At 63.8% G+C, this 24029-nt stretch carries 20 protein-coding genes; 16 read left to right on the forward strand and 4 right to left on the reverse strand.

Annotated elements, in window-relative coordinates; all coding sequences use genetic code 11:
* Positions 1-1002: a HupE/UreJ family protein gene (locus Q0D44_RS08330; protein ID WP_294135270.1), complete on the forward strand. Its 1002-nt coding sequence runs from the start codon at positions 1-3 to the stop codon at positions 1000-1002.
* Positions 999-2564 carry a tetratricopeptide repeat-containing sulfotransferase family protein gene (locus tag Q0D44_RS08335; protein WP_294135272.1) on the forward strand — a complete coding sequence of 522 codons (1566 nt, stop codon included), beginning with the start codon at positions 999-1001 and terminating at the stop codon, positions 2562-2564. Before Q0D44_RS08330 ends, Q0D44_RS08335 begins: the two co-directional genes overlap by 4 nt.
* Before the next feature lie 36 nt (positions 2565-2600).
* Here the strand turns inward: Q0D44_RS08335 and Q0D44_RS08340 are convergent, their stop codons facing one another.
* Complete coding sequence (locus Q0D44_RS08340; RefSeq protein ID WP_294135274.1) at positions 2601-4976, reverse strand: TonB-dependent receptor; 2376 nt, start codon at positions 4974-4976, stop codon at positions 2601-2603.
* A 359-nt stretch (positions 4977-5335) separates the two neighbouring features.
* On the opposite strand from Q0D44_RS08340, the gene Q0D44_RS08345 reads away from it, so the two are divergent.
* The 9 genes from Q0D44_RS08345 (at position 5336) to Q0D44_RS08385 (ending at position 16283) form a co-directional block, all read left to right on the forward strand.
* Positions 5336-6769: an agmatinase family protein gene (locus Q0D44_RS08345; protein WP_294135276.1), complete on the forward strand. Its 1434-nt coding sequence runs from the start codon at positions 5336-5338 to the stop codon at positions 6767-6769.
* Entirely contained in the window at positions 6769-8154 is a 1386-nt protein-coding gene (locus Q0D44_RS08350) for an agmatinase family protein (RefSeq protein ID WP_294135277.1), read from the forward strand. The genes Q0D44_RS08345 and Q0D44_RS08350 overlap by 1 nt, the downstream gene beginning before the upstream one ends.
* Positions 8155-8277: 123 nt before the next feature.
* Complete coding sequence (peaA, locus tag Q0D44_RS08355) at positions 8278-10008, forward strand: quinohemoprotein amine dehydrogenase subunit alpha (protein ID WP_294135279.1); 1731 nt, start codon at positions 8278-8280, stop codon at positions 10006-10008.
* Positions 10005-11459, forward strand: coding sequence for a quinohemoprotein amine dehydrogenase maturation protein (peaB, locus tag Q0D44_RS08360; protein WP_294135281.1), 1455 nt, complete (start codon positions 10005-10007; stop codon positions 11457-11459). The genes peaA and peaB overlap by 4 nt, the downstream gene beginning before the upstream one ends.
* Positions 11456-11815, forward strand: a complete 360-nt coding sequence (qhpC, locus tag Q0D44_RS08365) for a quinohemoprotein amine dehydrogenase subunit gamma (protein WP_294135283.1) — start codon at positions 11456-11458, stop codon at positions 11813-11815. The genes peaB and qhpC overlap by 4 nt, the downstream gene beginning before the upstream one ends.
* Positions 11816-11823: 8 nt before the next feature.
* Entirely contained in the window at positions 11824-12912 is a 1089-nt protein-coding gene (locus tag Q0D44_RS08370; RefSeq protein ID WP_294135285.1) for a hypothetical protein, read from the forward strand.
* Positions 12909-13916: a hypothetical protein gene (locus Q0D44_RS08375; RefSeq protein ID WP_294135287.1), complete on the forward strand. Its 1008-nt coding sequence runs from the start codon at positions 12909-12911 to the stop codon at positions 13914-13916. Before Q0D44_RS08370 ends, Q0D44_RS08375 begins: the two co-directional genes overlap by 4 nt.
* The gene (locus Q0D44_RS08380; RefSeq protein WP_294135289.1) at positions 13913-15616 is read left to right on the forward strand and encodes an ABC transporter ATP-binding protein; all 1704 of its coding nucleotides are present in this window, start codon (positions 13913-13915) and stop codon (positions 15614-15616) included. The genes Q0D44_RS08375 and Q0D44_RS08380 overlap by 4 nt, the downstream gene beginning before the upstream one ends.
* Positions 15609-16283, forward strand: coding sequence for a S8 family serine peptidase (locus Q0D44_RS08385; RefSeq protein WP_294135291.1), 675 nt, complete (start codon positions 15609-15611; stop codon positions 16281-16283). The genes Q0D44_RS08380 and Q0D44_RS08385 overlap by 8 nt, the downstream gene beginning before the upstream one ends.
* On the opposite strand, the gene Q0D44_RS08390 is transcribed toward Q0D44_RS08385, so the two are convergent.
* Positions 16217-17215, reverse strand: a complete 999-nt coding sequence (locus Q0D44_RS08390; RefSeq protein WP_294135293.1) for a HupE/UreJ family protein — start codon at positions 17213-17215, stop codon at positions 16217-16219. The genes Q0D44_RS08385 and Q0D44_RS08390 overlap by 67 nt on opposite strands.
* On the reverse strand, positions 17199-18056 hold the full coding sequence (locus Q0D44_RS08395) for a peptidylprolyl isomerase (RefSeq protein ID WP_294135294.1): 858 nt from the start codon (positions 18054-18056) through the stop codon (positions 17199-17201). The genes Q0D44_RS08390 and Q0D44_RS08395 overlap by 17 nt, the downstream gene beginning before the upstream one ends.
* Positions 18057-18195: 139 nt before the next feature.
* On the opposite strand from Q0D44_RS08395, the gene urtA reads away from it, so the two are divergent.
* The 5 genes from urtA to urtE all read left to right on the forward strand — a co-directional run bounded on the left by urtA (position 18196) and on the right by urtE (position 22902).
* Positions 18196-19407: an urea ABC transporter substrate-binding protein gene (gene urtA, locus Q0D44_RS08400; RefSeq protein WP_294135296.1), complete on the forward strand. Its 1212-nt coding sequence runs from the start codon at positions 18196-18198 to the stop codon at positions 19405-19407.
* A 121-nt stretch (positions 19408-19528) separates the two neighbouring features.
* Complete coding sequence (gene urtB / locus Q0D44_RS08405) at positions 19529-20416, forward strand: urea ABC transporter permease subunit UrtB (protein WP_294135298.1); 888 nt, start codon at positions 19529-19531, stop codon at positions 20414-20416.
* The gene (gene urtC / locus Q0D44_RS08410) at positions 20409-21437 is read left to right on the forward strand and encodes an urea ABC transporter permease subunit UrtC (RefSeq protein ID WP_294135300.1); all 1029 of its coding nucleotides are present in this window, start codon (positions 20409-20411) and stop codon (positions 21435-21437) included. Before urtB ends, urtC begins: the two co-directional genes overlap by 8 nt.
* Positions 21434-22192, forward strand: coding sequence for an urea ABC transporter ATP-binding protein UrtD (urtD, locus tag Q0D44_RS08415; protein ID WP_294135302.1), 759 nt, complete (start codon positions 21434-21436; stop codon positions 22190-22192). The genes urtC and urtD overlap by 4 nt, the downstream gene beginning before the upstream one ends.
* The gene (gene urtE, locus Q0D44_RS08420) at positions 22189-22902 is read left to right on the forward strand and encodes an urea ABC transporter ATP-binding subunit UrtE (RefSeq protein ID WP_294135304.1); all 714 of its coding nucleotides are present in this window, start codon (positions 22189-22191) and stop codon (positions 22900-22902) included. The genes urtD and urtE overlap by 4 nt, the downstream gene beginning before the upstream one ends.
* Positions 22903-22974: 72 nt before the next feature.
* On the opposite strand, the gene Q0D44_RS08425 is transcribed toward urtE, so the two are convergent.
* Complete coding sequence (locus Q0D44_RS08425; protein ID WP_294135306.1) at positions 22975-23982, reverse strand: Ldh family oxidoreductase; 1008 nt, start codon at positions 23980-23982, stop codon at positions 22975-22977.
* Positions 23983-24029: the final 47 nt, after the last annotated feature.

Here is a 24029-nt window from a genome sequence, read left to right on the forward strand (position 1 = left end):
ATGCTGGTTCGCGCGTTCTGGCTGGCCATTGCGCTGCTGGGTCTGGCCGCCCCGGCACAGGCGGATATATTCCGGGTCGGCGACTATAGCATCCAACCGGGCATCGACCCCGGCAGCTTTGACCTCAGCGCCTCCATCCCCTCCGTGCTGGCCAGCAATGCACCGCTCGGTCTGCCCGACGGGTGCCGGGAAACGGCGCGCGAACGGCTCAATGAGGCGACCGTCACCCGCTATGCCATCACCATCGCCTGCGACCGCGCCATTGCCCCCGATGACGTCATTGTCACCCCTTGGGCAGTCGATGGCGGCACGTTCCTCTCCACCGCGACCGGCACCCGCGTCCAGCAGGCGCTCCAGCCCGACGGCGACAGCCTGTCGCTGCCAATCGGCGCGGTCGCGGCGCGCGAACGGGCGCTGCCAGAGATTGCGGTCGATTATACATGGGAGGGGATCGTCCACATTCTGGGTGGCTGGGACCATCTCGCCTTCGTGCTGTGCCTCTGCCTGTTGGCGTGCGGGCGCTTCCTGCTTTTGCTCGTCACCACCTTCACCATCGGCCATTCGCTCAGCCTGGCGCTGGCCTTTTTCGATGTCGTCACGGTGCCAGTGCCGCCGGTCGAGGCGGTGATCGCGCTCTCCATCGCCTTCATGGCGCGCGAGGCGATCCGCACCCGCGACGATGCGCTTCCCGATCCCGGTAAACAACGCCGCCAACTGGCGGTGGTGGCGAGTTTCGGCCTGCTTCACGGCCTTGGCTTTGCGACCGTTTTGCGCGAACTGGGCGTAGCGCCGCAGGAGCGGCTGCCGGGGCTTCTCTTCTTCAATGGCGGGGTGGAACTGGGGCAGCTATTCTTCGTCGGCTGCGTGCTGGGCGTCATGAAGCTTGCCGCAATTTTCGACCGGCAGCAGATGGTGCGGCAGGCGGCGCTCTATGGCGCCGGAATTGTCGGCTGTTTCTGGATGATCGAGCGGGTGGTGGGCTTCACCATGGGGGCGGCATGAGCCTGGAGGCGCGGGCGCGCGCGGCGCTGGAGCGGGGCGATCTGGCGCAGGCGGCACAGGCGGCGCAGCAACTGGCCATGACGCATCCCGACCAACCCGCCGGTTTCTTCCTGCTGGGGCTGGCGGCAGCGGAAGCGGGGCAGGTGGCCAAGGCGCTGCCGATGCTGGAGCAGGCCGTGGCGCGGGGGCCGGTGGCGGAACATCTCGCCCAATATGCAAGGCTGCTGATCCTGCTGCGCCGCGATGGCGAAGCGGGGCAGGCGGCGCGGCAGGCGCTGGCGCTGGGCGGGGGGGATGCGCTGACGTCCGACACGATCGGCTGCGTGCTGGCGCGGCTGGGCGACCATGAGGCATCGGTGCCGCCGTTCGAGGCCGCAGTCGCGGGCGAACCAGACAATCTCGACTATCGCTACAATCTGGCGGCTGCCTGCGGCTTTACCGGGCGTGTAGAGGCAGCGCGGGACCAATATGAGGCGATCCTGTCCGCTGATCCCGGCCATGCCCGCGCCCATTATGCGCTCGCCATCCTGTCGCGCCAGACGAAAGCGGCCAACCATGTCCCCCGGCTGAAGGCAACGTTGAAGGCCGCGACCCGCCCAGACGATGCGCTGCGTATCCGCTATGCGCTGGCCAAGGAGGCGGAGGATTTGGGCGATGCACCCGCCGCCTTTGCCCATCTGAGCCAGGCCAATGCCGCGCATAAACGCGCCATCGGCTATGATTTTGCGCAGGACGCCGCGATTTTCGATGCGATCGAACGGCTGTTTGGCGATCGGCCACCGCGCGGCTGGGGCGAGGGGCTGGCAGAGGACGCGCCGCTCTTCATCGTCGGGATGCCGCGCACCGGCACGACATTGGTGGACCGGATATTGTCATCCCATCCAGACCTCGGGTCAGCGGGTGAATTGCAGGCGATGCCTTTGGCGGTGAAGCAACTGGCTGGCACAAGGTCGCGACTGGTGATCGACCCGGAAACGATCGCGGCGAGCGCTGCGGCCGATCCGGCGGCGATCGGCCAGGCCTATATGGCCCGCGCCAGCCATCATCGTCCGCCGGGCAAAGCCCGCTTCATCGACAAGCTGCCCGCCAATTTCCTCTATATCGGCCATATATTGCACGCCTTGCCGCGGGCGCGGATCGTCTGCCTGCGCCGCCACCCGATGGACACGCTATGGAGCAATTATAAAAATCTCTTCGCCAGCCAGTCAGCCTATTACGCCTATAGCTACGATCCTATGGATATCGCCCGTTACTATTTGCGCTTTGACCGGCTTATGGCGCTTTGGGAGCGGCTGTTTCCCGGCCGGGTGTTGCAACTGTCCTATGAAGCGCTGGTCGCCGATCAGGAAGGGCAGACGCGGCGCCTGCTCGCCCATTGCGGGCTGGCATGGGACGCGGCCTGCCTGTCCTTCCACGAAAACCGCGCGGCTGTTGCAACCCCAAGTGCCGCGCAGGTCCGCAGACCGATCAACGCCGATGCCGTGGCCCGCTGGAAAGCGCATGAGGCGGCGCTGGCCCCGGTGCGGGACTGGCTGGGAAACCAAGGGATAGAGGTGGAATAGGGGCGACCTGCCGTCGGAAGGCCGCCCCTAGATCGATCAGAACCTGACCCGGCTTTCGATGCCAACCACGCGGGGTTGCGCGACAGATTGCGCATAGCCGCGATAGATCACCCCGTCATTGACGAAGCCATAACGGGTCAGGTCGTTGCCGATCCCGGTGATGGCATATTTGTCGAAGATGTTGTTCGCGAACAGGCCGATTTCATAAACGTCGGTCTTGTACGTGATGTTCGCCCGGCTCATCGTGTAGGAGGGAATACGCTCGCCGCCGCCGCGCAGACCCGGACGACTGTAGATGCCGCCCGAATAGGTGGTCGTCCACCCCAGAACCAGCGCATTGTCACCCATCGGCAATTCATAGGTCACGCCAATTGCGCCGCTATTCTTGGTCGAACCGGGCAGGCGATCACCGGCAAACACATCGACCAGATCACCGCCCTGGACCGAAAGGAGCGCAGGCACATCTTCGGTCAGCTTGGCGTCCAGATAGCTGTAATTGCCGCGGATGCTCAGCCCCTCGATCGGTCGGGCATCGAAGGAGAAATCGATCCCCTTGGATTCCGCCGCGCCGCCGTTGGTGATGATGCCAATCGCGCCGTTGACGGTCTGGCCGTCCAACTGGATGCCGTTCCATTTGATCTTGAACGCTGAGAGGCTCATCGACAATTTGCGATCGAACAGTTGCGCCCTCACGCCAATTTCGGCGTTTTTCACCTTGTCCGGGCCATAAAACAACTCGTTTTCCAGCGCACAGAGATTTTGGCCAGGCGGTAGCGGCAGCACGCAGGGGGCGACGCGGTTTACGCCGCCAATACGATAGCCTTTCGAGTAAGTCCCCCAGACCATCAGGTCCGGCGTAATGTTGTAGGATGTGTTGAATTTCCAGACAGTGCCATCCTGACCGGTCGTGCCTGCGCGCGAACGGAAATTGATGGCTGGAAAAGTCTGGAACAGCGGCAGCGCCGTGCCACCAATGACATCGGCCTTATACTTGAAATAGCGGATGCCGGCTGTTACCTGCCACTCCGGCGTGATCTTGAAGCTGCCTTCGCCAAAGACCGCCTTTTCGTCGAGCTTGGTGTTCACATAGGACGCATATTCGACTTCGTCGGGTCGGTCGATACCGGCATAGGCCGGATAGCCCGGTACGATTTCACGATAATCGGAATCGCTACTCTGCCTGTTCCAGAAGCCGCCCACTACCCAGCTGAATGGACCTCCATGGGTGGAAACCAGGCGGACTTCCTGATTATATTGCTCGTCGGTTCCGCGCGACCTGGTGTAGCCGGAGAAGGATGGGAACAGTTCATAATCATAATCAAGGTCGATCAGAAGATCGGTGACGTCGATCGAGCTGCGCCGCTTCTTGTTGGTATAGGCAGAGACGAACACGACCTGCGCAACGTCGGCAACATTACCCTGCATTTCGAGCGAGATCAGGTGCGATGTACGCTTGGACGGCTCCTCCGAACGCCATGGGCCTTCGTATTTGCCTTCGCCCACGACATTGCCGCCCGTCGCCTGACGCCCGTTGGTCTTGGTCTGCTGAAAGGCGTAGGTGAAATAGGCCTCAAAATCCGTGCCGACATAGCCCAGCTGGTTGCGACTGGTGAAGGTCTTTTCAAAGTTCAGATCCTTCTTGCCCGCGAAATTGGCGCTCTTGTCGGCGTCGCTGCCCATCGGATTGGACACCGGACCCGGCTGCGGCAGCGATACGCCGGGCTGTTTCAGCAGGAAGGGATAGTCTATGAAGCCAGGATCATAATAATAGCCGGTGACGGTGCGGAAGGCGATCGAGTCCGCGACAATCGGCACGTTCAGCACGCCATAGGCCACATAGCCCAGCCCCTTGCTGTGCGCGACATCATAGAGACGACCATAGGCTTCGCCACTGAATTTGGTCGGATCGGGCCGGTTGGGCATGTAGCGGATCGCACCGGCCAGCGTGCCGAGACCGTAAAGCGTGCCCTGTGGCCCCAGCAAGGTTTCCACGCGCTCCAGATCGATCAGCTTGTAATCGGTGTAGAGCGGAACATCGCCCAGATAGATGCCGATTGCGGTGTCGCTGTTACCGCCAGTCGAGCTGGTATCGCTGGCCGACAGACCGCGCATCACGATGTTTCCCGCGCCATAGGGACCGGTATCGGTGATGGTGATGCCCGGCGTGAAGGCCGCGATGTCGCGAATATCGTCGATCCGTTCGTTCGCCAGCTGCTCCGCCCCGATGGCGGCAATATTGATCGGCGTTTCCATCAGCGTGGTGCTGCGGCGGGTGCCGGTGACGACGATGACGTCGCTGTCGGCCTCGGCGGCGGCAGGTGTGTCCTGCGCCAGCGCGGGTGCGGCAAGGGCCGCACTGGTCATCATCGTGGCGGACAGCAGTCCCAGCCTCAGCGTCTTGCGATATGACATGCTATTCCCCTTTTGTATCCAATAGCTCCCTGACATCAGCCCCTCCCGGTGTGCGTCTGGCCGCCTCTTCGTGGAGGCCATAGCGCTGCGGGCGACCGCGATGCCGCCTCGTGCTTTTCTGCAATGCTGGGAAGGCTATGGACTGCGCAGGCAGTCAGACATGGGGCATTTGACGTAGCCTGTTCGTCTGCTCCTATGGCGCGCCATCCTACGTCAAATGCCCCATGGGGAGTGGCGGGCTGGCCGCATAGCTTGTCGGGATTGGGGCAGCTGTTCCCTTTCCCTGCCCACAGCCTTTGCCTGCGCCGCGCGGGCCGGAGACGATGATGCCTTCTTTGACCGCCGTTACAGGATGGAGCATGGCCGGGATCGCGGCGATCGGGGCCGTGCTGGCAGGCGACCTGCCCAACGCGGCCACGCCCGCGCCGCAAATGCCGGCCGAAGATGATATGGGCAAGCCCAAGCCGCTGGAACTGCCCAAGGATGTCGAGGCGAAGCTGGCCGGCATCGACAAGGCGAAGATCGACTTTCTCAAGAGCGGCGTCACCGGGCGCTATGTTGAGAAGGACGCGCTGTTCGATCGTATCCGCACCAGTAAGCCGGAAGAGATCAGTGCCTATATCGACGCGATGCAGGCGCTGCACGCGCAGGTCGAATTCAAGGCCGGGCGCGATGTCGCGGCGATCCCGCTCGACACATCATCGCCCTGGTTCAACGCCTGGAAGGCGAAACGCCCCGCGACGATGGACCCACGGCGTGAGGCCGGGCCGATGGAGTTGACCCGTTACATTGGTGGCTTTGGCGGGGGCTTTGCAACCTTTGCCGGTGCGCCGCTGGCGATGACGCCGGAGGATCTGAAAGCGGGCAAGGTCGATGTCGCCATCGTCGGCGCGCCGCTCGATATGGGGTCAGGCTGGCGCAACGCAATCGATGGGCCGCGCGCGATGCGGATGACCGGCGGGGCTGGCGGCAATGACATGTATTCGATGATCAACCCCAATGCGGCGCTGAAAGTCGTCGATTATGGCGACATCGCCATCGACCAGAATTCGACCGAACGCAGCGTCGATCATGTCCGCGCGATGGTGGCGGAAATCGCCCGCACCGGCGCGATCCCGATCGTCATCGGGGGCGACCACAGCCTGGAATATCCCAATGTCGCCGCCGCCGCCGATGTCCATGGCAAGGGCAATGTCGGGGTCATCCATTTCGACAGCCATTATGACATTGGCCGGGGCCGCGTGCATCTGCTCGATCATGGCCAGCCGGTCTATCGCGTCATCAATGAAGGCCATGTCCGGGGCAGCGACTATATCCAGGTAGGCCTGCGCGCGCGGGGTCCCGATCTCGAAACCTTCGGCTGGATGCGCAACAAGGGCATGAAATATCACACGATGGTCGAGGTCGAAAAATGGGGCTGGGACAAGGTTATGGCCCGTGCGCTGAAAGAAGCGCGGACCAGCACCAAGAAGCTCTGGATCAGTTTCGACGTCGATGTGCTCGACCCCGCCTTCATGCCGGGCACCGGCACCCCGGTTCCCGGTGGCCTTACCATGCGGGAGGCGCAGCCGATCATGCGCAACCTGTGCGCGGAAAATGACATTGCCGGCATCGATATCGTCGAAGTCGCGCCCTATCTCGACACCAGTTACAAGACCGCGCTCAACAGCAATTTCCTGCTGAACGCCTGTCTCGCGGGTATCGCCATGCGCAAGAAAGGGTTGAAGCCCGGCTATCTCAACCCGGTGTCGGTCGATCATGGGCTGGACGCTTATTATGGGAAGAAGAACTGATGGCGCGCACCGCTTTGCTGGCGCGTGGCGCCGCTCTTGCCCTGGCCCTTGCAGCCCTGTCCGCGCCCGCCATGGCGCAGGGCAGCGATCCGCTGGCCAGCCTGTCGCCGGAGAAGAAGGCCTTTCTGTCCGACCCGGCAGTGCTGGCCCGCTTCGGCCTGACGGACGAGAAATTGCAGGTAGCGCTGGCGGGGCGCTCCGCCGCCGATGTCGACGCCTATGCCAGCGCGTTGATGGCGGTGGTGGAGGATAGCAAATATATGGCCGGTCGCGATCCGTCGGAGATTGCGCTCAACCCGCAGGCGCGCGGCTGGAACGCCAGCACGACGTTGCGCCCCAAGCTGTTCGACAAGCGAAAGCGCGACGATGGCCCGTTCAGCCTGAAACGCTATCTGTTCCAGCGCGGCGGGGTGCCGACCTTTGCCGACGCGCCGGTCGCGCTGCGCAAGGAAGATCTGGTCGCGGGCAGGGTGGAGGTCGCCTTTGTCGGCGTGCCGCTCGATTTCTCGTCGGGCTGGCGCGATTCCAAACATGCACCGATGGCGTTGCGCGGGATGGACGGGCTGGTCGGCGCAGATGCCGATGGCGGGGTAGATCCGGGCCTGCTGCTGTCGATCGCCGACTATGGCGATCTGGCGATCGACCCGATGGCGCCCGAACGCGGGCTGCCCCATGTCCGCATGATGATCGCCGAGATGGCGAGCGTCGGCGTGGTGCCGTTCATCGTCGGGGGCGATCATGCGGTGATGTTTGCCGATGTCGCGGCGATGGTCGATACCTATGGCGCGGGCAAGGTCGCGCTGGTCCAGTTCGATGCCCATGCCGGGGCGGAGCTGAACGGCGATCATCTGATCTCCGACACGCAGACTCTGACCCGATTGATGCAGCAAAATTTGTTGCGCGGCAGCGACGTGACGCTGGTCGGCCTGCACGGGCGCGACGCTGATCCGGCGACGCAGAAGCGGTTGACCGACAGCGGCGCACGCATCCTGCCCACGGCCGCGATACAGGAACGCGGCTGGCAGGCGGTAACCAAGGAGATATTGGCGGGCCTGAAGCAGGGACCGGACAATGTCTTTATCTCGTTCGACATGAGCGTCCTTGATCCGGGCGATGCGCCAGCGTCAGGCCGTCCGGTGCCCGGCGGCATCACCATGCGGGAGGCGATCCCGATGGTGCGGCAACTCTGCGCGCAGACCAAGGTGGTCGGCTTCGACCTGCTTGATGCAGCGCCGATCCTGGACCCCACCTATGTCAGCCGGATGAGCGCCAACTATATATTGCACGCCTGCCTGAGCGGCATTGCGCTGCGCAAGAAGGGGGCTGCGACGCCCATTTCGGCCGAGCAAGAAGGGGCGGTTAAGTCCGCCCGCAAAAAATCTTGATGCCTGTCCAGTTGCCTATGGCGGATTGTCGCGGGGCCATACGTCATTTGGGCAATGGCGCAGATGGAGCGCCTGCCTAGGCTTGGATTTCGCGCACCGGACGGTGCTTGAGGGGGAAACAGGGTGAAGCGGGTAACACTCTCGAAATTCGGGTTGCTGGCGCTGTTTTCCACCTCGATCCTGTTCGCGCAGGCCGATGGCGGGCCGGACGGCGCGACGATGAAGGAAAGCGATCCGGGCATCCCGGTTGCCGACGCGCTGGTCAAGGAAAAATGCGGCACCTGCCACACCCCCGATGCCAAGGGGAATTTGTCGCGGATCAGCTGGGTTCGGACCACGCCGGAGGGCTGGTCGCAGGCGATCAAGCGGATGGTGCGGCTGAATGGCCTGGCGATCACGCCCGATGAATCGCGGGCTATCGTCAAATCGCTGTCCGCATCGCATGGCCTGGCCCCGCAAGAGGCGCTGCCGGTCATGTATCTGGCCGAAAAGCGGACGATCGACGAAACCAATATCCCCAACGAAACCATGCGCGGCGCGTGCGCGGCCTGCCACAGTTTTGCCCAGCCTTTGTCCTGGCGTCGGTCGAAGCTGGAATGGAAGCAGTTGCAGGATCTGCATGTCGCCATGTATTCGCAGGCGGACGCGCAATATCGCCGTCCAGCCGAGGATAGCGAACAGCCAGCGGGCCGCGACCCCAAGGACAAGATGCTGCGCGGGGAATATGCGCTGACCTACATGGCCAAGGCCGCGCCGCTGCACACGCCCGAATGGGCGGCATGGCGATCACGCCAGAGTGTGCCGCGTCTGGCAGGCGAATGGCTGGTCGTGGCATCCGCGCCGGGGCAGGGGCGGTTCGTAGGCAATTTCATCGTCAAGCCGGGCAAATCGGCGGACGAATTTGTGACCAGCAGCACGCTGCGGTCGTTGACCAATGGCGGCACGGTAAGCCGCAGCGGCGCTGGCATCGTCTATGCCGGCTATAGCTGGCGCGGATCGTCGAGGGGGGCGGTAGCCGCTGGCAAACCCGATGATCTGGCAAGCGCTGCGCGAGAGACGATGTGGTTCGCTCCCGACCAGCAGAGCGCGATCGGCCGCTGGTATTGGGGCGATTATCAGGAATTCGGGCTGGACGTGAAACTGATCCGCGCGACAGCCGCGCCCGCCGTGCTGGCCGTTATACCCGGCCCGGTCAAGGCGGGGACAAAGGGCGCGCAATTCCGCATCGTGGGGCATAATCTGCCCGCATCGCTCACTCCCGCAGACATTGATCTGGGTGTCGGCGTGACTGCAACCAAGATCGTATCGGCCAGCCCGCAGGAACTGGTGGTGACCGCCGATGTCGCCGCCGGGGCGGCATCTGGACAGCGCAACGTGGCGATCGGCGGCGCAGTGCTGGAGCAGGCTTTCCCGGTCTATAGCAAGATCGACTATATCAAGGTGACACCCGAAACCGCTGTGTCGCGGCTGGGCGGGATCAAATTTCCCAAAGGCTATGCGCAGTTCGAGGCGACCGGATTCGAAAATGGCATCGACGGGAAGCAGGGTACGGCGGATGACATTGCGGTCGGGCCAGTCGATGTCACCTGGTCGACGCAGGAATATCTGGCGGTCTATTATGATGATGACGCCAAATATGTCGGGGCGCTCAGCCCGGCTGCGCTCTTTACCCCCAATAGCGAAGGGCCGAACCCGGCCCGCCGCTTTGGCCGCAACAATTATGGTGATGTCTGGGTCGTCGCCACGGCCAAGGCCGAGAAGGACAAGTTCGGCAAGCCGCTGACCGCCCGTTCCTACATGGTCGTCACCGTACCTGCCTATCAGAAATGGGATCAACCGGAGGTGTCGCAATGACCGTGATGCAGGCACCCACCTATCGCCGGGCGGAATATCATGGCTTTGACGCCGGGGGCAGCGACTTTGTCTATCTGGTGAGCGCAGGCGCGATCTTCGAGATCGACCCCGATGTGCGCGCGGTTCTGGACCGGCTCGACGGGCAGGAACTGACCCATGCGGCGCTGGTGCGTGAACTGGTCGCCGATGGACGCGCGGCGGAAGAAGCCGATGGCCTGGTGCGCGAATTGCGGCAGGCGCGGCTCATCCATCTGGGCCATGCCATGCCGGTGGCGCAGGTGCCGCAAGCACCCCCGGCGGACTTCCCGTTGCAGGCGCTGGTGCTGAACGTCACCAACCAGTGCAATCTGGCCTGCACTTACTGCTACGAATTTGGCGCGGACAAGATCGCGACGCCGGCGGGCAAGCCCAAATATATGACGCTCGACACGGCGATGGCGTCGGTCGATCTGCTGATCGCCGAGGCGGTCGGCCGTAAGTCGGTGCATATCACCTTCTTCGGCGGCGAAACGCTGATGAATTTCAAGCTGCTGCGCGACGTGGTGGCCTATGCCAATCATGCGACCGCGGCGGCGGGCAAGGCGATCACCTACAGCCTGACCACCAACGCCACGCTGCTGACGCCGGAGATCGTCACCTTCCTGTCGGACAACCGGGTCGGGGTGACCGTGTCCATGGATGGCCCGCCGGAATTGCAGGACAAGCATCGCGTCTATAAAAATGGCAAGGGCAGCTATGCGGTGATCGAGCCGCGGCTGCGGACCTTGATCGCCCATCACAAGACGCGGGCCATCACCGCGCGCGTGACGCTGACCGAAGGCGTGACCGATGTGGTGCGTATCTTCCGCCATCTGAAGGATGATCTGGGCTTCCACGAGGTCGGCTTTGCGCCGGTGACTACGGGCGAAGAACGCGCCTATTCGCTGGATGGCAATGGCATGGACAGCGTGCTGGCGCAGTTCAACAGCCTAGCGGACGAATGGCTGGAATATGCGCTGCGCGGGGAGTCGCACGGCTTCACCAATGTCAGCGAAACGATCAGCGAGCTGATTTCGGGCGTAAACAAATCGCATCCCTGCGGCGCTGGCCTTGGGCTGATGGGGGTCAGCCCATCGGGCGACCTGTCGCCCTGCCATCGCTTCACAGACGCCGACACGCACACGATGGGGCATGTCTCCAGCGGCATCGACCGGGCCAAGCAGGGCGAGTTCCTGGCCAAGGGGCATGTCGAGGCCAAATATGACTGTCAGAGCTGCTGGGCGCGACCGCTGTGCGCAGGCGGATGCCATCATGAGGCGTTCGTCCGCTATGGCGACACCGGCCACGCCAACCTCCATTATTGCGACTGGATACGCCAGTGGACCGACACCTGCCTGCGTATCTACGGCGTGCTGTCGGTGCGTAATCCCGGTTTCCTCGAACGCTTCGCCGAAAGAAAGGGGCTGTCATGAAGCATCTTCGTGCCATCAATAAAAAGGCGCAGCGGATCGACGAAGCCGTGACGCAGATGGAAGCGGCAGCATCGCCGAATGCGGACATGGAGGAGGATGTGGTCGCCCTCCAGCAGGTCCCGCGCCCGCATGTGCCGATGGGCTGTTCGCTCTCTTTCTCCCCCGGCTGGGAAGTCGATGCGAGCGGCGGCACGGCGGGGCTGTGCCAGCCGGTCGAGCGCGACATTTACGACTGCTATGTCACCTGTTTCTGGCCGGTGCAGGTGCCCGATCATGTCAACTATTCGCCCGACTGGGCCAGCAACTGCGCCACCGCGACCAAGGACTGGCGCAGTCTCGATCTTATTTTCCCATGAGGGCCGCCATGCCGAAATATCGTCTGATGCTGGGCGCTGGCCTGGCGATGCTGAGCGCCATGCCCTTGAATGCGGCGACGTTGTTCATGGGCTCCTATCCAGACCGCCTGCTGGTGTTCGAGGAAAGCAAGGGCGCGGTCACCGGCACGATCAAGCTGGACACCGGCCTGCCGACATCGATGCAATTGTCCGATGATGGCAAGCGCATCTATGTGACGACCATCACCACCAGCGGGATCGAGGTGATCGACACCGCGACGCGCAAGGTGATCAACAAGTTCAGCCTGAATGACGGCACGACCCGCTACCGTTTCTGGGGCGGCGTGCCCGATCCGACCGGGCGCTATTTCTACACCGTCATCTCGAAATTCGAGAAGGGGATCGACCGCTATACCGTCAGCAAGCCCATGTATGGCGTCATCGACCTGAAGCTGCAAAAGGTCGTCCGCACTGCCGAGATCGACAAGGAGGATGAGCGTTCTGGCGGCTGGCGCGCGGGCTATAAAGTGTCGCCCGACGGAAAGACGCTCTACGCCTTTGGCGAAAAGGTCGCGATTATCGATGTTGCGACATTGAAGGTCACCGACCGGATAGACCTCGCCAAGCCTGAAGGCACCGGCATGGAGAATGTCGGCTTTGGCGGCACGTTGGATGCGATCCGCACGCCGGGCCAATATGTGTCGCTGTTCAATGCCGCTGACGCCTATGTCCATAACAAGATGTTCGGCATGGCGCGTTTCGACCTGTCCACCCGGCAGTTTGATTTTACCCCCATCGGCCCCGCGCCCGACGCTATGGCCGGGTTGCAGGTCACGCCCGACGGCAAGCAGGCCTATACCGTCGTTACCAACGGCAAATATGGCAATAAGCGCTGCGAATTCTGGCATATGGACATGGCCAGCAACGCCGTGGTCGACAAGGCGGAATTTCCCTGCCGATCGCGTTTCCGTCTGGGCATGTCGACCGATGGGGCGAAGCTCTACATCTATGGCGCGAGCTATGATCTGGAAGTCTATGACGCCAAGACATTGAAGCATGAGGTGACGCTGGACCTGGGCTATGACACCACTGGCGCAGGCATGGTCGCGGTGGAATGACCGAACCGCGCATGATCGTCGGCATAAGGGGCAGCGGGATTGCCGCGACGACATGCGCACATCTGCTGAACGGAGCGGGCCTTCGGGTCGCAAGCGAAGCCGCCCATCGCGCGCCAGTGCCGACGATCATGCTCAGCGATCCGGCCCTGGCGCTACTGCGCGACATATTCGGGCGGCCCGACCTGTTTGCCGACAGTCCCCGGATCAAGCGCCGTGTGGTCGCCTGGGGTGGCGCGCCGGTGGTGGTGCCGCATGGCGCGGCGCTGGCGTCGGAAGATCAGGTACAGGCGGCTTTGGCGGGGGAACAGCCTGTCGCAGGGGATCAGCCGGTTGATTTCATGATCAACGCCGCGCCGCCTCTGCCGCTGGGCGAAATGCGGATTTTTGGCGATCGCAATGCCGTGGCGACGGAGGTGCGGCTGCGCGACCCGGCGTGCAACGAAGAAGGCCGGGTCGAGGCGGTGCCGAACGGCTGGTTGTTTCTGGTGCCAGCCGGTCCGGGGGAAGGCTGGTTGCTGGCAGTGGGGGGATCGCTCGACGATCTGCTGGCGGAAAGCTCACTGATCGCGCCGGTCATTGATGCCGTGGGGGCGGTGTCGATGCCGTTCCTCGCCGCGCCGCGTCTGCATCTGCCCCTGTGCGGTGACGACTGGCTGGCCTGCGGCACGGCGGCGCTGGGCTTCGATCCGATCTGCGGCGATGGCACGGCGCAGTCGGTGCGGGAGGCGATACTGGCGTCCGCCGTTTTGATCGGCATAGCGGAGGGCGGTGATGCGGCGGCGCTGCTGACCCATTATCAGTCCATGCTGATCGCGGCGATGCGGCGGCATCTGCTGCTCTGCGCGCAATTTTACGCCAGCGGCGGGATCGGCGAGTGGTGGCGGGCGCAGCATGACGCGCTGATGGACGGGCATCGTTGGTGTACCTGCCTGCTGGCCAAGATGCCGGAGCCTGCCTTTGTCTTGGACGGTGTGCGGCTGCGGCCCCGGCGACAGGCGGCGTGAATGGTGTAACGCCTGCGCCAGTCGCCGACTGGAGCGCCTACAAGCGGCTGACGCCCTTCCTGCGCCCTTATCGCGGCGCGCTCATCATGGTGCTGGCGATCAGCCTGATCTCTACCGCGCTGGGGCTGGCCCAACCCTATCTGTCGAAGCTGATGATCGACGAGGCACTCTTGCGCCGGGATATGGGCGCGCTTGTGCGGATCGCGGCGATCATGATCGGCGTGACCATCGCCGGGTTCGCGGTCAATATCCTGGCGAGCTATCGCTATGTTTCGCTATCGGCAGCGATGCTCTACGATATTCGCGCGGCCTTGCTACGCCATCTCCAGACGCTCTCGCCGCGTTTCTATGGCAGCTTCCGCCTGGGCGATCTCGTTTCGCGGATGAACAGCGATGTGAGTGACGTGCAACGGATTGCGTCTGATACTTTGCTGTCCGTGGTCAGCAACCTGCTATTCTTCGTTGGCTGTGTAGCAATGATGCTGTGGCTCGACTGGCGGTTGTTTCTGGTCAGCGTGGTGCTGGTCCCGGCAAGCCTTGCGACCTTTGCCTATTATCAGCGGCGGCTGACTGCGCTGACCCGCGACATGCGGGAAAAGGGCGCGGATCTGGGCAGCCTGCTGGTCGATACGGTGATGGGGATGCGTGTCGTTGCCTCGCTGCGGGCGGGCGAGCATGAGGTCGGGCGCTTCCGGCAGAAGAATGACGCTTTTGTAGGCGCGATGCTGCGGATGCAGGTCGCCTCCTATATGACCGGGGCGCTGCCCGGCACGCTGATGACGGCGGCGACGTCCGCGGTGATCCTCTATGGCGGCTGGCGCATCATTGAGGACGGCATGAGCATCGGCACGCTGGTCGCGTTCATGACCTATCATATGCGGCTGCTCTCGCCGATTCAGACGCTGATGGGGCTGACGTCGGGGCTGGCGTCGGCGCGGGTATCGTTGGGCCGGATATTTGAGCTGTTCGATACCAAGGCGGAAGTGATCGAACGCGCCGATGCCGTGCCGCTGGAACGGGCGGGGGTGATGCGGTTCGATCGGGTGGCGATGCGCTATGATCGCGATGCCGTGCTGCGCGACATGGACCTGACGATCCCGGCGGGCAGCCTATGTGCGATTTTGGGGCCGAGCGGCGTCGGCAAATCGACCATGGCCGACCTGATGGTCCGCTATCTCGATCCCGATAGCGGGCAGGTCCTGGTCAATGGCCGGGACCTGCGCAACTACCGCCTTGACGATGTGCGGCGGGAGATCATCCTGGTCGACCAGTCGCCCTATTTGTTCAACGATACAATCGCGGCGAATATCGGCTTTGCCCTGCCCGATGTACGGCAGGCCCAGATCGAGGCAGCAGCCCATGCGGCGGGGCTGGACGAGTTTCTCGCGCGCTTGCCCTTGGGCTATGAGACCCGAGCCGGGGAGCGAGGCATGGCGCTGTCAGCGGGGGAGCGACAGCGCATCGTCCTGGCGCGGGCGCTGCTGCGCTCGCCCAGCATATTGATATTGGACGAGCCGACGTCGGCGCTCGACGGAGAGACAGAGCAACTGGTCGCCGGGCGGCTGCGTGGCGCGCTGCCCGACGCGACCATCATCATCATCACCCACAAGCCCGCCATGGCGCAGATGGCCGACATGATCGTGACGCTGGCCGACGGACGCGCGCAGGTAGAGCGGCGGGGCGAGCCGGTTCATGCCTGATCCACTGCGCATCGCCATCATCGACAGCGGGGTACATCCCGACCATCCGCATATCGACGCCGCGCGTCTGCTGCCGGGCTGTGCCGTGGCGCGCGATGGCTGCGTAAGCAAAGGCGATACGCTGGACAGTTTGGGCCATGGCACGGCGGTGACTGCCGCGATCATGGAGCAGGCACCCGATACGCTGTGCCTGCCGATCCGGGTCTTTCACGAAGCCCTGCGTGCCAGCGCGCGGGCCTTGGTCAGCGCGATCGAGCGGGCGGTTGAGGCGCGGGTCGATATGATCAACCTCAGCCTTGGCACCGTCAATCCGGCGCATAGCGAAGCCTTTGCGGCGGCAGTGGCACGGGCCGAGGCGGCGGGGGTGCTGATCGTCGCGGCGCGCGATGTGGACGGGCAGCTTTGCTTTCCGGGCAGTCTGGATGGCGTAGTGGGCGTCAGCCTCGACTGGGACTGTCCCCGTGAAACCTATGTTGAGCGGGGCGGAATCATCCATGCCTCTGGCCACCCCCGCCCAATCCCCGGTGTCGAACAGCGGCGCAATCTTTACGGGGTGAGCTTCGCGGTCGCCAATGTCAGCGGGATCATCGCGCGGGCGCGTCAGGCGATGCCGAACCCCGCGACCCGCTCGACCATCCAGAAACAACCAATCGCGCCGACCGCATAGAGCGCGGCGACCCGCACCGGCGTGGCCAGCGAGATAGCGCGCAGGCCCGCCAGTGCCGCGATGATCGCACCGACGAACAGCAATTGCCCGGTTTCGACGCCGATGTTGAAGAAGATCAGCGCGGGCAATTTCTCGCCCGCCTGCACGCCCAGTTCGCCGAGCGCGGTGGCAAAGCCAAGGCCATGGAGCAGGCCGAACAGCGAGACGACAGTCAGTTGTCGGCGGAACGCGAACCCCTGTTCTCCCTTCCCGACCAGCAGCGCCTCGCGGGCCATGAAGGCGATCGACAGGGCGATAGCGGCCTCGACCGGGGGGACGGGGACGCGCACCAGTTCAAAAAAGGCGACAGCGAGTGAGACAGAGTGACCGGCAGTGAAGGCACTGACAAGCCACAATAATTCCCGGCCCCGCGCAAGCAGGGCAAGGCACAGCACGAAGGCGAGATGGTCCCAGCCCAGCCAGATATGCCAGACCCCCTGCGCCAGGAATTCGGGCGCGATCCGGGTCAGGGGTCGCTGGGCCGCTGCGGTTTCACCAACGGGTATTGCAATACCGTTCGTATCCCCGGTCAAGCTGCGATCGACCTGGCTGCCCATGACATTGGTGACGAAGCGACCGCCATCGGCGCGCCAGGGTGTCTGGATCATGTCACCGGCAACAAAGGGACGTTCGCAGACAAATTCAAAGGCATATTGCGCCCGCCCGCCGCTGGACTGGCGTGTCATGCCGGTCTGGCTGCACCCGTCTGGCCAGACGACCGGCGCGGGCTGGCCGACCGTTTCCGGCACGGCGGCGGTGAACTCATATGTATTGGCGTCCTCACCCTGCGTCAGGGCGAAATCGGCGGACAGGAAGATGTCGGCCATCGCCGTCGCCGGCAGCAGCGCGGCGAACGACAGCAGGAGCGCGGCCAGACTATTCTTCCACATCATATTTCTCCTTGAGGCCTGACAGCGCCTTGTCGATGGCGGCATTGCTGTGGGCGATCATATAATCCTGCCGCACCTGATCGCGGATGGCGGGGAAGGGGATCATGGCGCTGGCGATGCTCTCGCTCTTGCGCACGAAATGCCAGCCGCGGGGAGATCGGACCGGGCCGAACCAGCGGCCTTCCGGTGCGGCTTTCAGCGTGGCGACGAAGGGCTGGCCGAAAATGCCGCGCACCATCGAATCGCCATAGCGTGGGAAGCTGCGCCCCAGCCAGAAATCGTCGCCGGCTATGGTTTCACCGGCGTTGAGCTGCGTCAGTAACAATGCGGCGTCGGCGGGCTTCTGCGCCAAGTAGATCTGGGTGAAGCTGGTGCGCGGTTCTGCGCGATATTGCGCCAGATTGTCGGCATAATGATTGACCAGTTGCTCCTCGCTTGGTTCGGGCGGTGCACCCGCGATCAGGTAGCGGACCTTGTCCACCAGCCGCTTGCGGGTTTCCCCGTCGGTCAAATGCATGTTGCGGTCGATCGCCTCGCGAAACAGCAGCTCCTCTGCCAGATAATCGCGCTTGATCCGCGCCTTGTCTGCTGCAGTGGCGGGGCGACCGACCAGCGTTTCATATTCCCCGACCATCGCCTGTTCGACTTGCGGGGTGAAAACGACCGGCGGCTTTTGCGCCTGTTCGATAGCGTAATAGCCGCCGAACAGCGCCACCCCGGCAGCCATGAAAGCCACCAGCGGATCGCGGATGGCCTTGCGCGCCATGGCAAGGATATGGGGTGGCGAGACTGAAGATTTCGCCACCATCGCGTCCGTCGCCATCTGTCCCGCCCCGTCTGCCATGGCGCAATATTAGGGTGAGCCTGCGCACGGGTGCCTACGTCAAATGACGCATACGGGGGATAGGCGGCTTTCCATAGCCTTAAGCGGTCCAGATTGCTGCAGCGCCACAACCGGCCTGCCAGGGGGAGACCTACACATCATGATCCGATCCAGGCTGCTCATGCTTGCCACCTCTGCCTGCGCGCTGGCGCTGGCTTCCTGTTCCGGCGGGGACAAGGCGAGCGCGCCTGCGGGCGACAGCGTGGCGGTGGGCGTGCTGCAATCGCTGACCGGCACGATGGCGATCAGCGAGATCACGGTGAAAAACGCCGAGATGCTGGCGATTGAGGAGATCAACGCCACCGGCGGCGTGCTGGGCAAGCAGATCAACGCGCTGGTCGAGGATGGCGCGTCCGATCCCTCCACCTTCGCGCAAAAAGCGTCCAAGCTGATCGAGAGCGACAAGGTCGCCACCGTGTTCGGCGGCTGGACGTCGGCCAGCCGCAAGGCGATGCTGCCGGTGTTCGAGCGGACGAAGAACCTGCTCTGGTATCCGGTGCAGTTTGAGGGCAATGAATGTTCGCCCAATATCATGTATTCGGGCGCGCAGCCCAACCAGCAGGCTCTGCCCGCGCTCGAATGGGCGGTGAAACAGGGCTATAAGAGCTTCTTCCTGGTCGGGTCCGACTATGTCTATCCCCGCACCGCCAACCTGATCCTGAAAAAGCATATCGAAAAGGGCGGGATGCAGGTGCTGGGCGAAGCCTATGTGCCGCTGGGCGGCACCGATTTTTCGGGCGTCATCGCCAAGATTGCGCAGGCCAAACCCGCGATCATCATCAACACGCTGAATGGCGACAGCAATGTCGCTTTCTTCAAGCAGATGCAGGCCGCCGGGATCAGCCCCAAGACGATGCCGGTCATGTCCTTTTCCATCGGCGAACAGGAAGCGCAGGCGATGGGCGCCGGTCTGGTCGAGGGCAGCTATGCCGCCTGGAATTATTTTCAGAGCCTGACCGGCGACGCCAATGCCAAATTCATCGCCGCCTACAAGGCCAAGTTTGGCAAGGATGCGGCGATCACCGACCCGATGGTCCATGGCTATCTGGATGTCTATGCGTGGAAGGCGGCGGTGGAGAAGGCCAAGAGCTTTGACCCCGACGCGGTGCGCAAGGCGGCGGCTGCGCTGGGCGGTTTCGCGACGCCAATGGGGACGGTCAGCTTTGCGGCCAACCAAAGCCTGGTGCAGAAAGCCTATATCGGCAAGCTGAAGGCCGACGGCCAGTTCGAGATCATCGCCGACAGCGGCAATGACATCGTGCCCGAACCCTATGACGCGCTGGCCTTCCCCGGCAAGACTTGCAAGCTTTGAGGGAGTTTCACAACGCCGTTCGCCCTGAGCGAAGTCGAAGGGTTCGCCTGAGCGAACCGAAGGCACTTCACTCCGTTCAGTGGAAGGCTTCGACAAGCTCAGCCCGAACGGATGTTGGATAATGGACGCCCTTTTCCTAAACCAGCTGTTCAATGGCGCGTCGCTCGCCTCGCTCTATCTGTTGGCCGCGCTTGGCTTGGCCCTATCCTTCGGGCTGATGCGCGTCATCAACATGGCGCATGGCGAAATGCTGATGCTGGGCGGCTATCTCGCCTGGATGACATTGCTGGTGGTGCCGGGCGCGCTGGGGATTTTGCTCGCCATCCCCGTCGCGTTCATCGGCGCAGCGGCGATGGGCGGGTTCATCCAGTCGACCCTCATCCGCCACCTGTCCGCGCGCCCGCTCGACACGTTGCTGGCGACATGGGGCGTCAGCCTGATCCTGCAACAGGGCGCGCGCGACCTGTTCGGCGCGATCGGGGTGGAGGTGCGCGCGCCCGAATGGCTGACGGGCAGCTTTGTCGCGTTCGGCGTCACGCTGCCGTCGGCGCGGCTGTTCATCATCGCGATTGCGGCACTGGTGCTGGGCGGGCTGGCATTGCTGCTGCTCAAGACGCGGATCGGCCTGCTCGTACGGGCCGTCAATCAGGACCGGATGATGGCGTCGGCCAGCGGCATCGACGTCAAGCGCGTCGATTTCACCATCTTCTGCCTTGGCTCCGGGGTCGCGGGACTGGCGGGCGTCATGTTGGCGCTGCTGGGTCCGGTGACGCCCAATGTCGGGCAGAGCTATATCATCCCCGCCTTCCTGGTCGTGGTGATGGGCGGGCTTGGCAGCATCATCGGCACGACCGCATCGGCGATCATATTGGGGCTGTTTGCCGCGCTCGCGCAGATTTTCGTCGATGTCAGCGTCGCGCAGATGCTGCTGCTGGTGTTCGTCATTCTCTTCATCCAGGTGCGCCCGCAAGGCGTCGTCGCCGTAAAGACCCGCCAGCTCGATGCCTGATCTCTCCCGCCTTTCGCCGCTCAAGCCGGTGCTGCCCTGGGCTTTGCTGGCGCTGGGTGTCGCCGCGCCCTTCGCGCTGTCCAGCTATGATCTCAACCTGCTCGCCCGCTTCATGGCGATGGGCATCCTGGCCCTCGGCCTTGTCCTCATTTGGGGCCATGGTGGCATATTGAGCCTGGGGCAGGGGGTGTTTTTTGGCCTTGGCGGCTATGCCATCGCGCTGCACATGAAGCTGGCCGATCTGCCTGCGGGCGAATTGCCCGACTTCATGGTGTGGAGCGGGCGCGAGAGCCTGCCCTTCTGGTGGACACCCTTCGCCAGTCCGGCCTTCACGCTGGCGGCGATCATCCTTTTGCCCACACTGGCAGGCGCGTTGTTCGCATGGGCCGTGTTCCACCGGCGGGTGGGCGGCACCTATTTTGCGCTGATCACGCAGGCATTGAGCCTTGCCTTCGCCACGCTCATCATCAGCCGGCAGGACGTGACCGGGGGCTTTAACGGCCTCACTGATTTCTACTCCATCTTTGGCGTGGGGCTGGCCAGCCCCGGCACCGGGTCGATGCTCTACTGGATCACGCTGACCATATTGTGCGTGGCGTTCGTTGCGCTGCGTTGGCTGCTGGCGTCGCGCTTTGGCATATTGCTGCGGGCAGCACGCGACGGCGAAAATCGCGTGCGGTTCCTGGGCTATAACCCAACGCCCTTCAAGGTCGCGGCCTTTGCCATCGCGGCGATGCTGGCGGGGATTGGCGGCGCGCTTTTTACGCTGCACGCAGGCGTGGTGTCACCTGCGCTGATCGGCGTCGTCCCCTCGATCGAGATGGTCGTGTGGGTCGCGATTGGCGGGCGCTACAGTCTGGCGGGTGCGATCGTCGGTGCTTTGCTCGTCAATCTGGCGCGCGATGCGGTGTCGAGCGCCTTCCCCGAATTGTGGCTCTATCTGATGGGCGCGCTGTTCATCTTCGTCGTCACCCTGCTGCCACGCGGGCTGGCTGGCATCGCCAAAGGCAAGGCAGCATGAGCGGGTCGGCGATATCCGACCTGATTCTGAGCGTCGATGGCGTGACCATCGACTATAGCGGGTTCAAGGCGCTGGACGGATTTTCGATGACGCTCAACCGGGGTGAAACCCGCGTCGTCATCGGTCCCAATGGCGCGGGCAAATCGACCCTGTGCGACACGATCATCGGCCGGGTGCGGCCCAGCACGGGCCGGGTGATCTTCAAGGGCGAGGAAATCCACCGCTTGCCCGAACAGGCGATCGTGGCGCGGGGCATATGCCGCAAATTTCAGGCGCCCGGCGTACTGCCGACATTGAGCGTGCGCGACAATCTGGCGCTCGCCGCCCGCCGCGACCGGCGCTGGTGGAAGAGCCTTGGCAGCGGCATCCCGGCGGACGAGCGCGCAGCGGTGGACGAGGCGCTGGAGAGCGTCGGCCTGACCCATCGCGCCACGGTGGAGGCAGGGACGCTGGCGCATGGCGAGAAGCAATGGCTGGAAATCGCGATGGTGATGGCGACGGGCGCGGAACTGCTGCTGCTGGACGAGCCGACCGCTGGCATGGGGCCGGCGGAAACCAGCCGCACGGCTGAGCTGATATTGGGACTGGGCGACACACGCACCGTGCTGGTGATCGACCATGATATGAGCTTTGTCGAACAATTGGCCGCGCCCGTCACGGTGATGCATCAGGGCAAATTCCTGAAACAGGGTAGCGTCGCCGAAGTGCGCGCCGACCCGGAAGTCGCCGCCGTCTATCTGGGCCACACCGCATGAGCGCGCTGCTGGAACTGGACGGCCTGTCAAGCGCCTATGGCCAGAGCGAGGTCTTGTGGGACGTGGAGCTGACGCTGGCGCGGGGGCAGGTGATGGCGCTGATCGGCCGCAACGGCGTGGGCAAGACGACGTTGCTGCACACGATCATGGGGACGCGGCCGGTGACGGGCGGGACGATCCGCTTCGACGGGCAGGACATCACCGCGCTGTCTGCGCACAAACGGTCGCGTGCGGGGATCGGCTTCGTGCCGCAGGGACGGCATGTGTTTCCGCAACTGACCGTCATGGAAAATCTGGAAACCGGCCTGTCGGCGCTGACCGGGCGGGGCAGGGGTGCAGCCAAGGTGCCGTCGCATATTTTCGACCTGTTCCCCAAACTCTACGACATTCGCACCCGCGCGGCGGGATTTCTGTCGGGTGGCGAGCAGCAGCAACTGGCGATCGGTCGCGCTCTGGCTGGGGAACCCAGCCTGCTGCTGCTGGACGAACCGACCGAGGGCATCCAGCCCAATGTGGTGCAGCAGATCGAGGCGGCTTTGGTCCATGTCCGCGACCAGCTGGGTATGACAGTGCTGGTGGTCGAACAATATCTCGATTTCGTCTGGCGCTTTGCCGATCGCTATTGCGCGATGCAGAACGGACGGATCATCCGGCAAGGCGCGATTGCCGAGGAAAGCGCGAAGGATGTCGCGCATCTGGTGCAAATTTAGGGCGAGATGAGGTTAGAGTAAAACTCCCAACCTTCGCTCGAAACGAACGGGCCAAGGTGAGTTTATCGCTCTCTATGCCGTGGTCAGCGCCTCCAACTGGCGCAGCATGTCCGCGCTGACCGGGATGCCCTCACGCATGGCTTTTTCGCGCACGGCGAAGCGGCGGTCGCCGGGCATACGCGCCTGCCCGGCATCGTGGAGTGCCGTGACCATTTGCTCCACCCGGTTGGCAAAACCCACCGCCGATCCGCTCCGGCCGGGATCGATCAGGATCAGGCACTCGCCAGTACAGGGCGTCTGCGCGCCGAGATGGGCGGACCAGTCCACCTCCGACGAAAACAACCCGCCGGTCAGCGCGGCGGCCATGATTTCGATCATCAGCGCAATGGCCGCGCCCTTATGCCCGCCAAAGGGCAGGAGCGCGCCGCCGTCCAGCACAGCTTGCGGATCGCGCGTGGGCTGCCCCGCTGCATCGACGCCAGCATCGGCGGGCAACATATGGCCGTCGCGCGCGGCGATCTGCACATCGCCATGAGCCAGCACGCTGACTGCCTGATCGAACACGACAATGCGTCCATCCGCGCGCGGCGCGGCGAAGGCCAGCGGGTTGGTGCCATAGACCGGGTGCCGTGCGCCCGGCGGCGCGACATAGGCCATGCTGTTGACCATCGCGATGGCGACCAGCCCCTGTAGCGCGAACGGCTCGACATCGGGCCACAGCGCGGCGAAATGATGCGATCGCCGGATGGCGACGACGCAGGCACCGGTCGCGCGCGCCTTGTCGATCGCCAGCCGCGTGGCGGCGGCCAGGGCAGGCTGGGCAAAACCGTTGGCGGCATCCACCCGCAGAAAAGACGCGCCACCATCCTCCAGCCGGGGTTGCGCCCGCCCATCGACCCAGCCGCTGCGCAGGGTGGAGACATAGCCTGCCATGCGGAACAGGCCATGGCTCATCGCGCCGTCCCGTTCGGCGCTGGCGCAGTTGCGGGCCAATATGTCGGCCACCGCGTCGGACGTGCCATTGGCCAGGAAGATGCGGCGGAGCAGCGCGACCAGCGCGTCGAAATCCATATGGGTCATGACACTACCCTTTCCTGCTTTGCACCGGGGCGCAACGCTTCGTGCGT

This window comes from Sphingobium sp. (assembly GCA_023266575.1).
GTDB lineage: Bacteria > Pseudomonadota > Alphaproteobacteria > Sphingomonadales > Sphingomonadaceae > Sphingobium.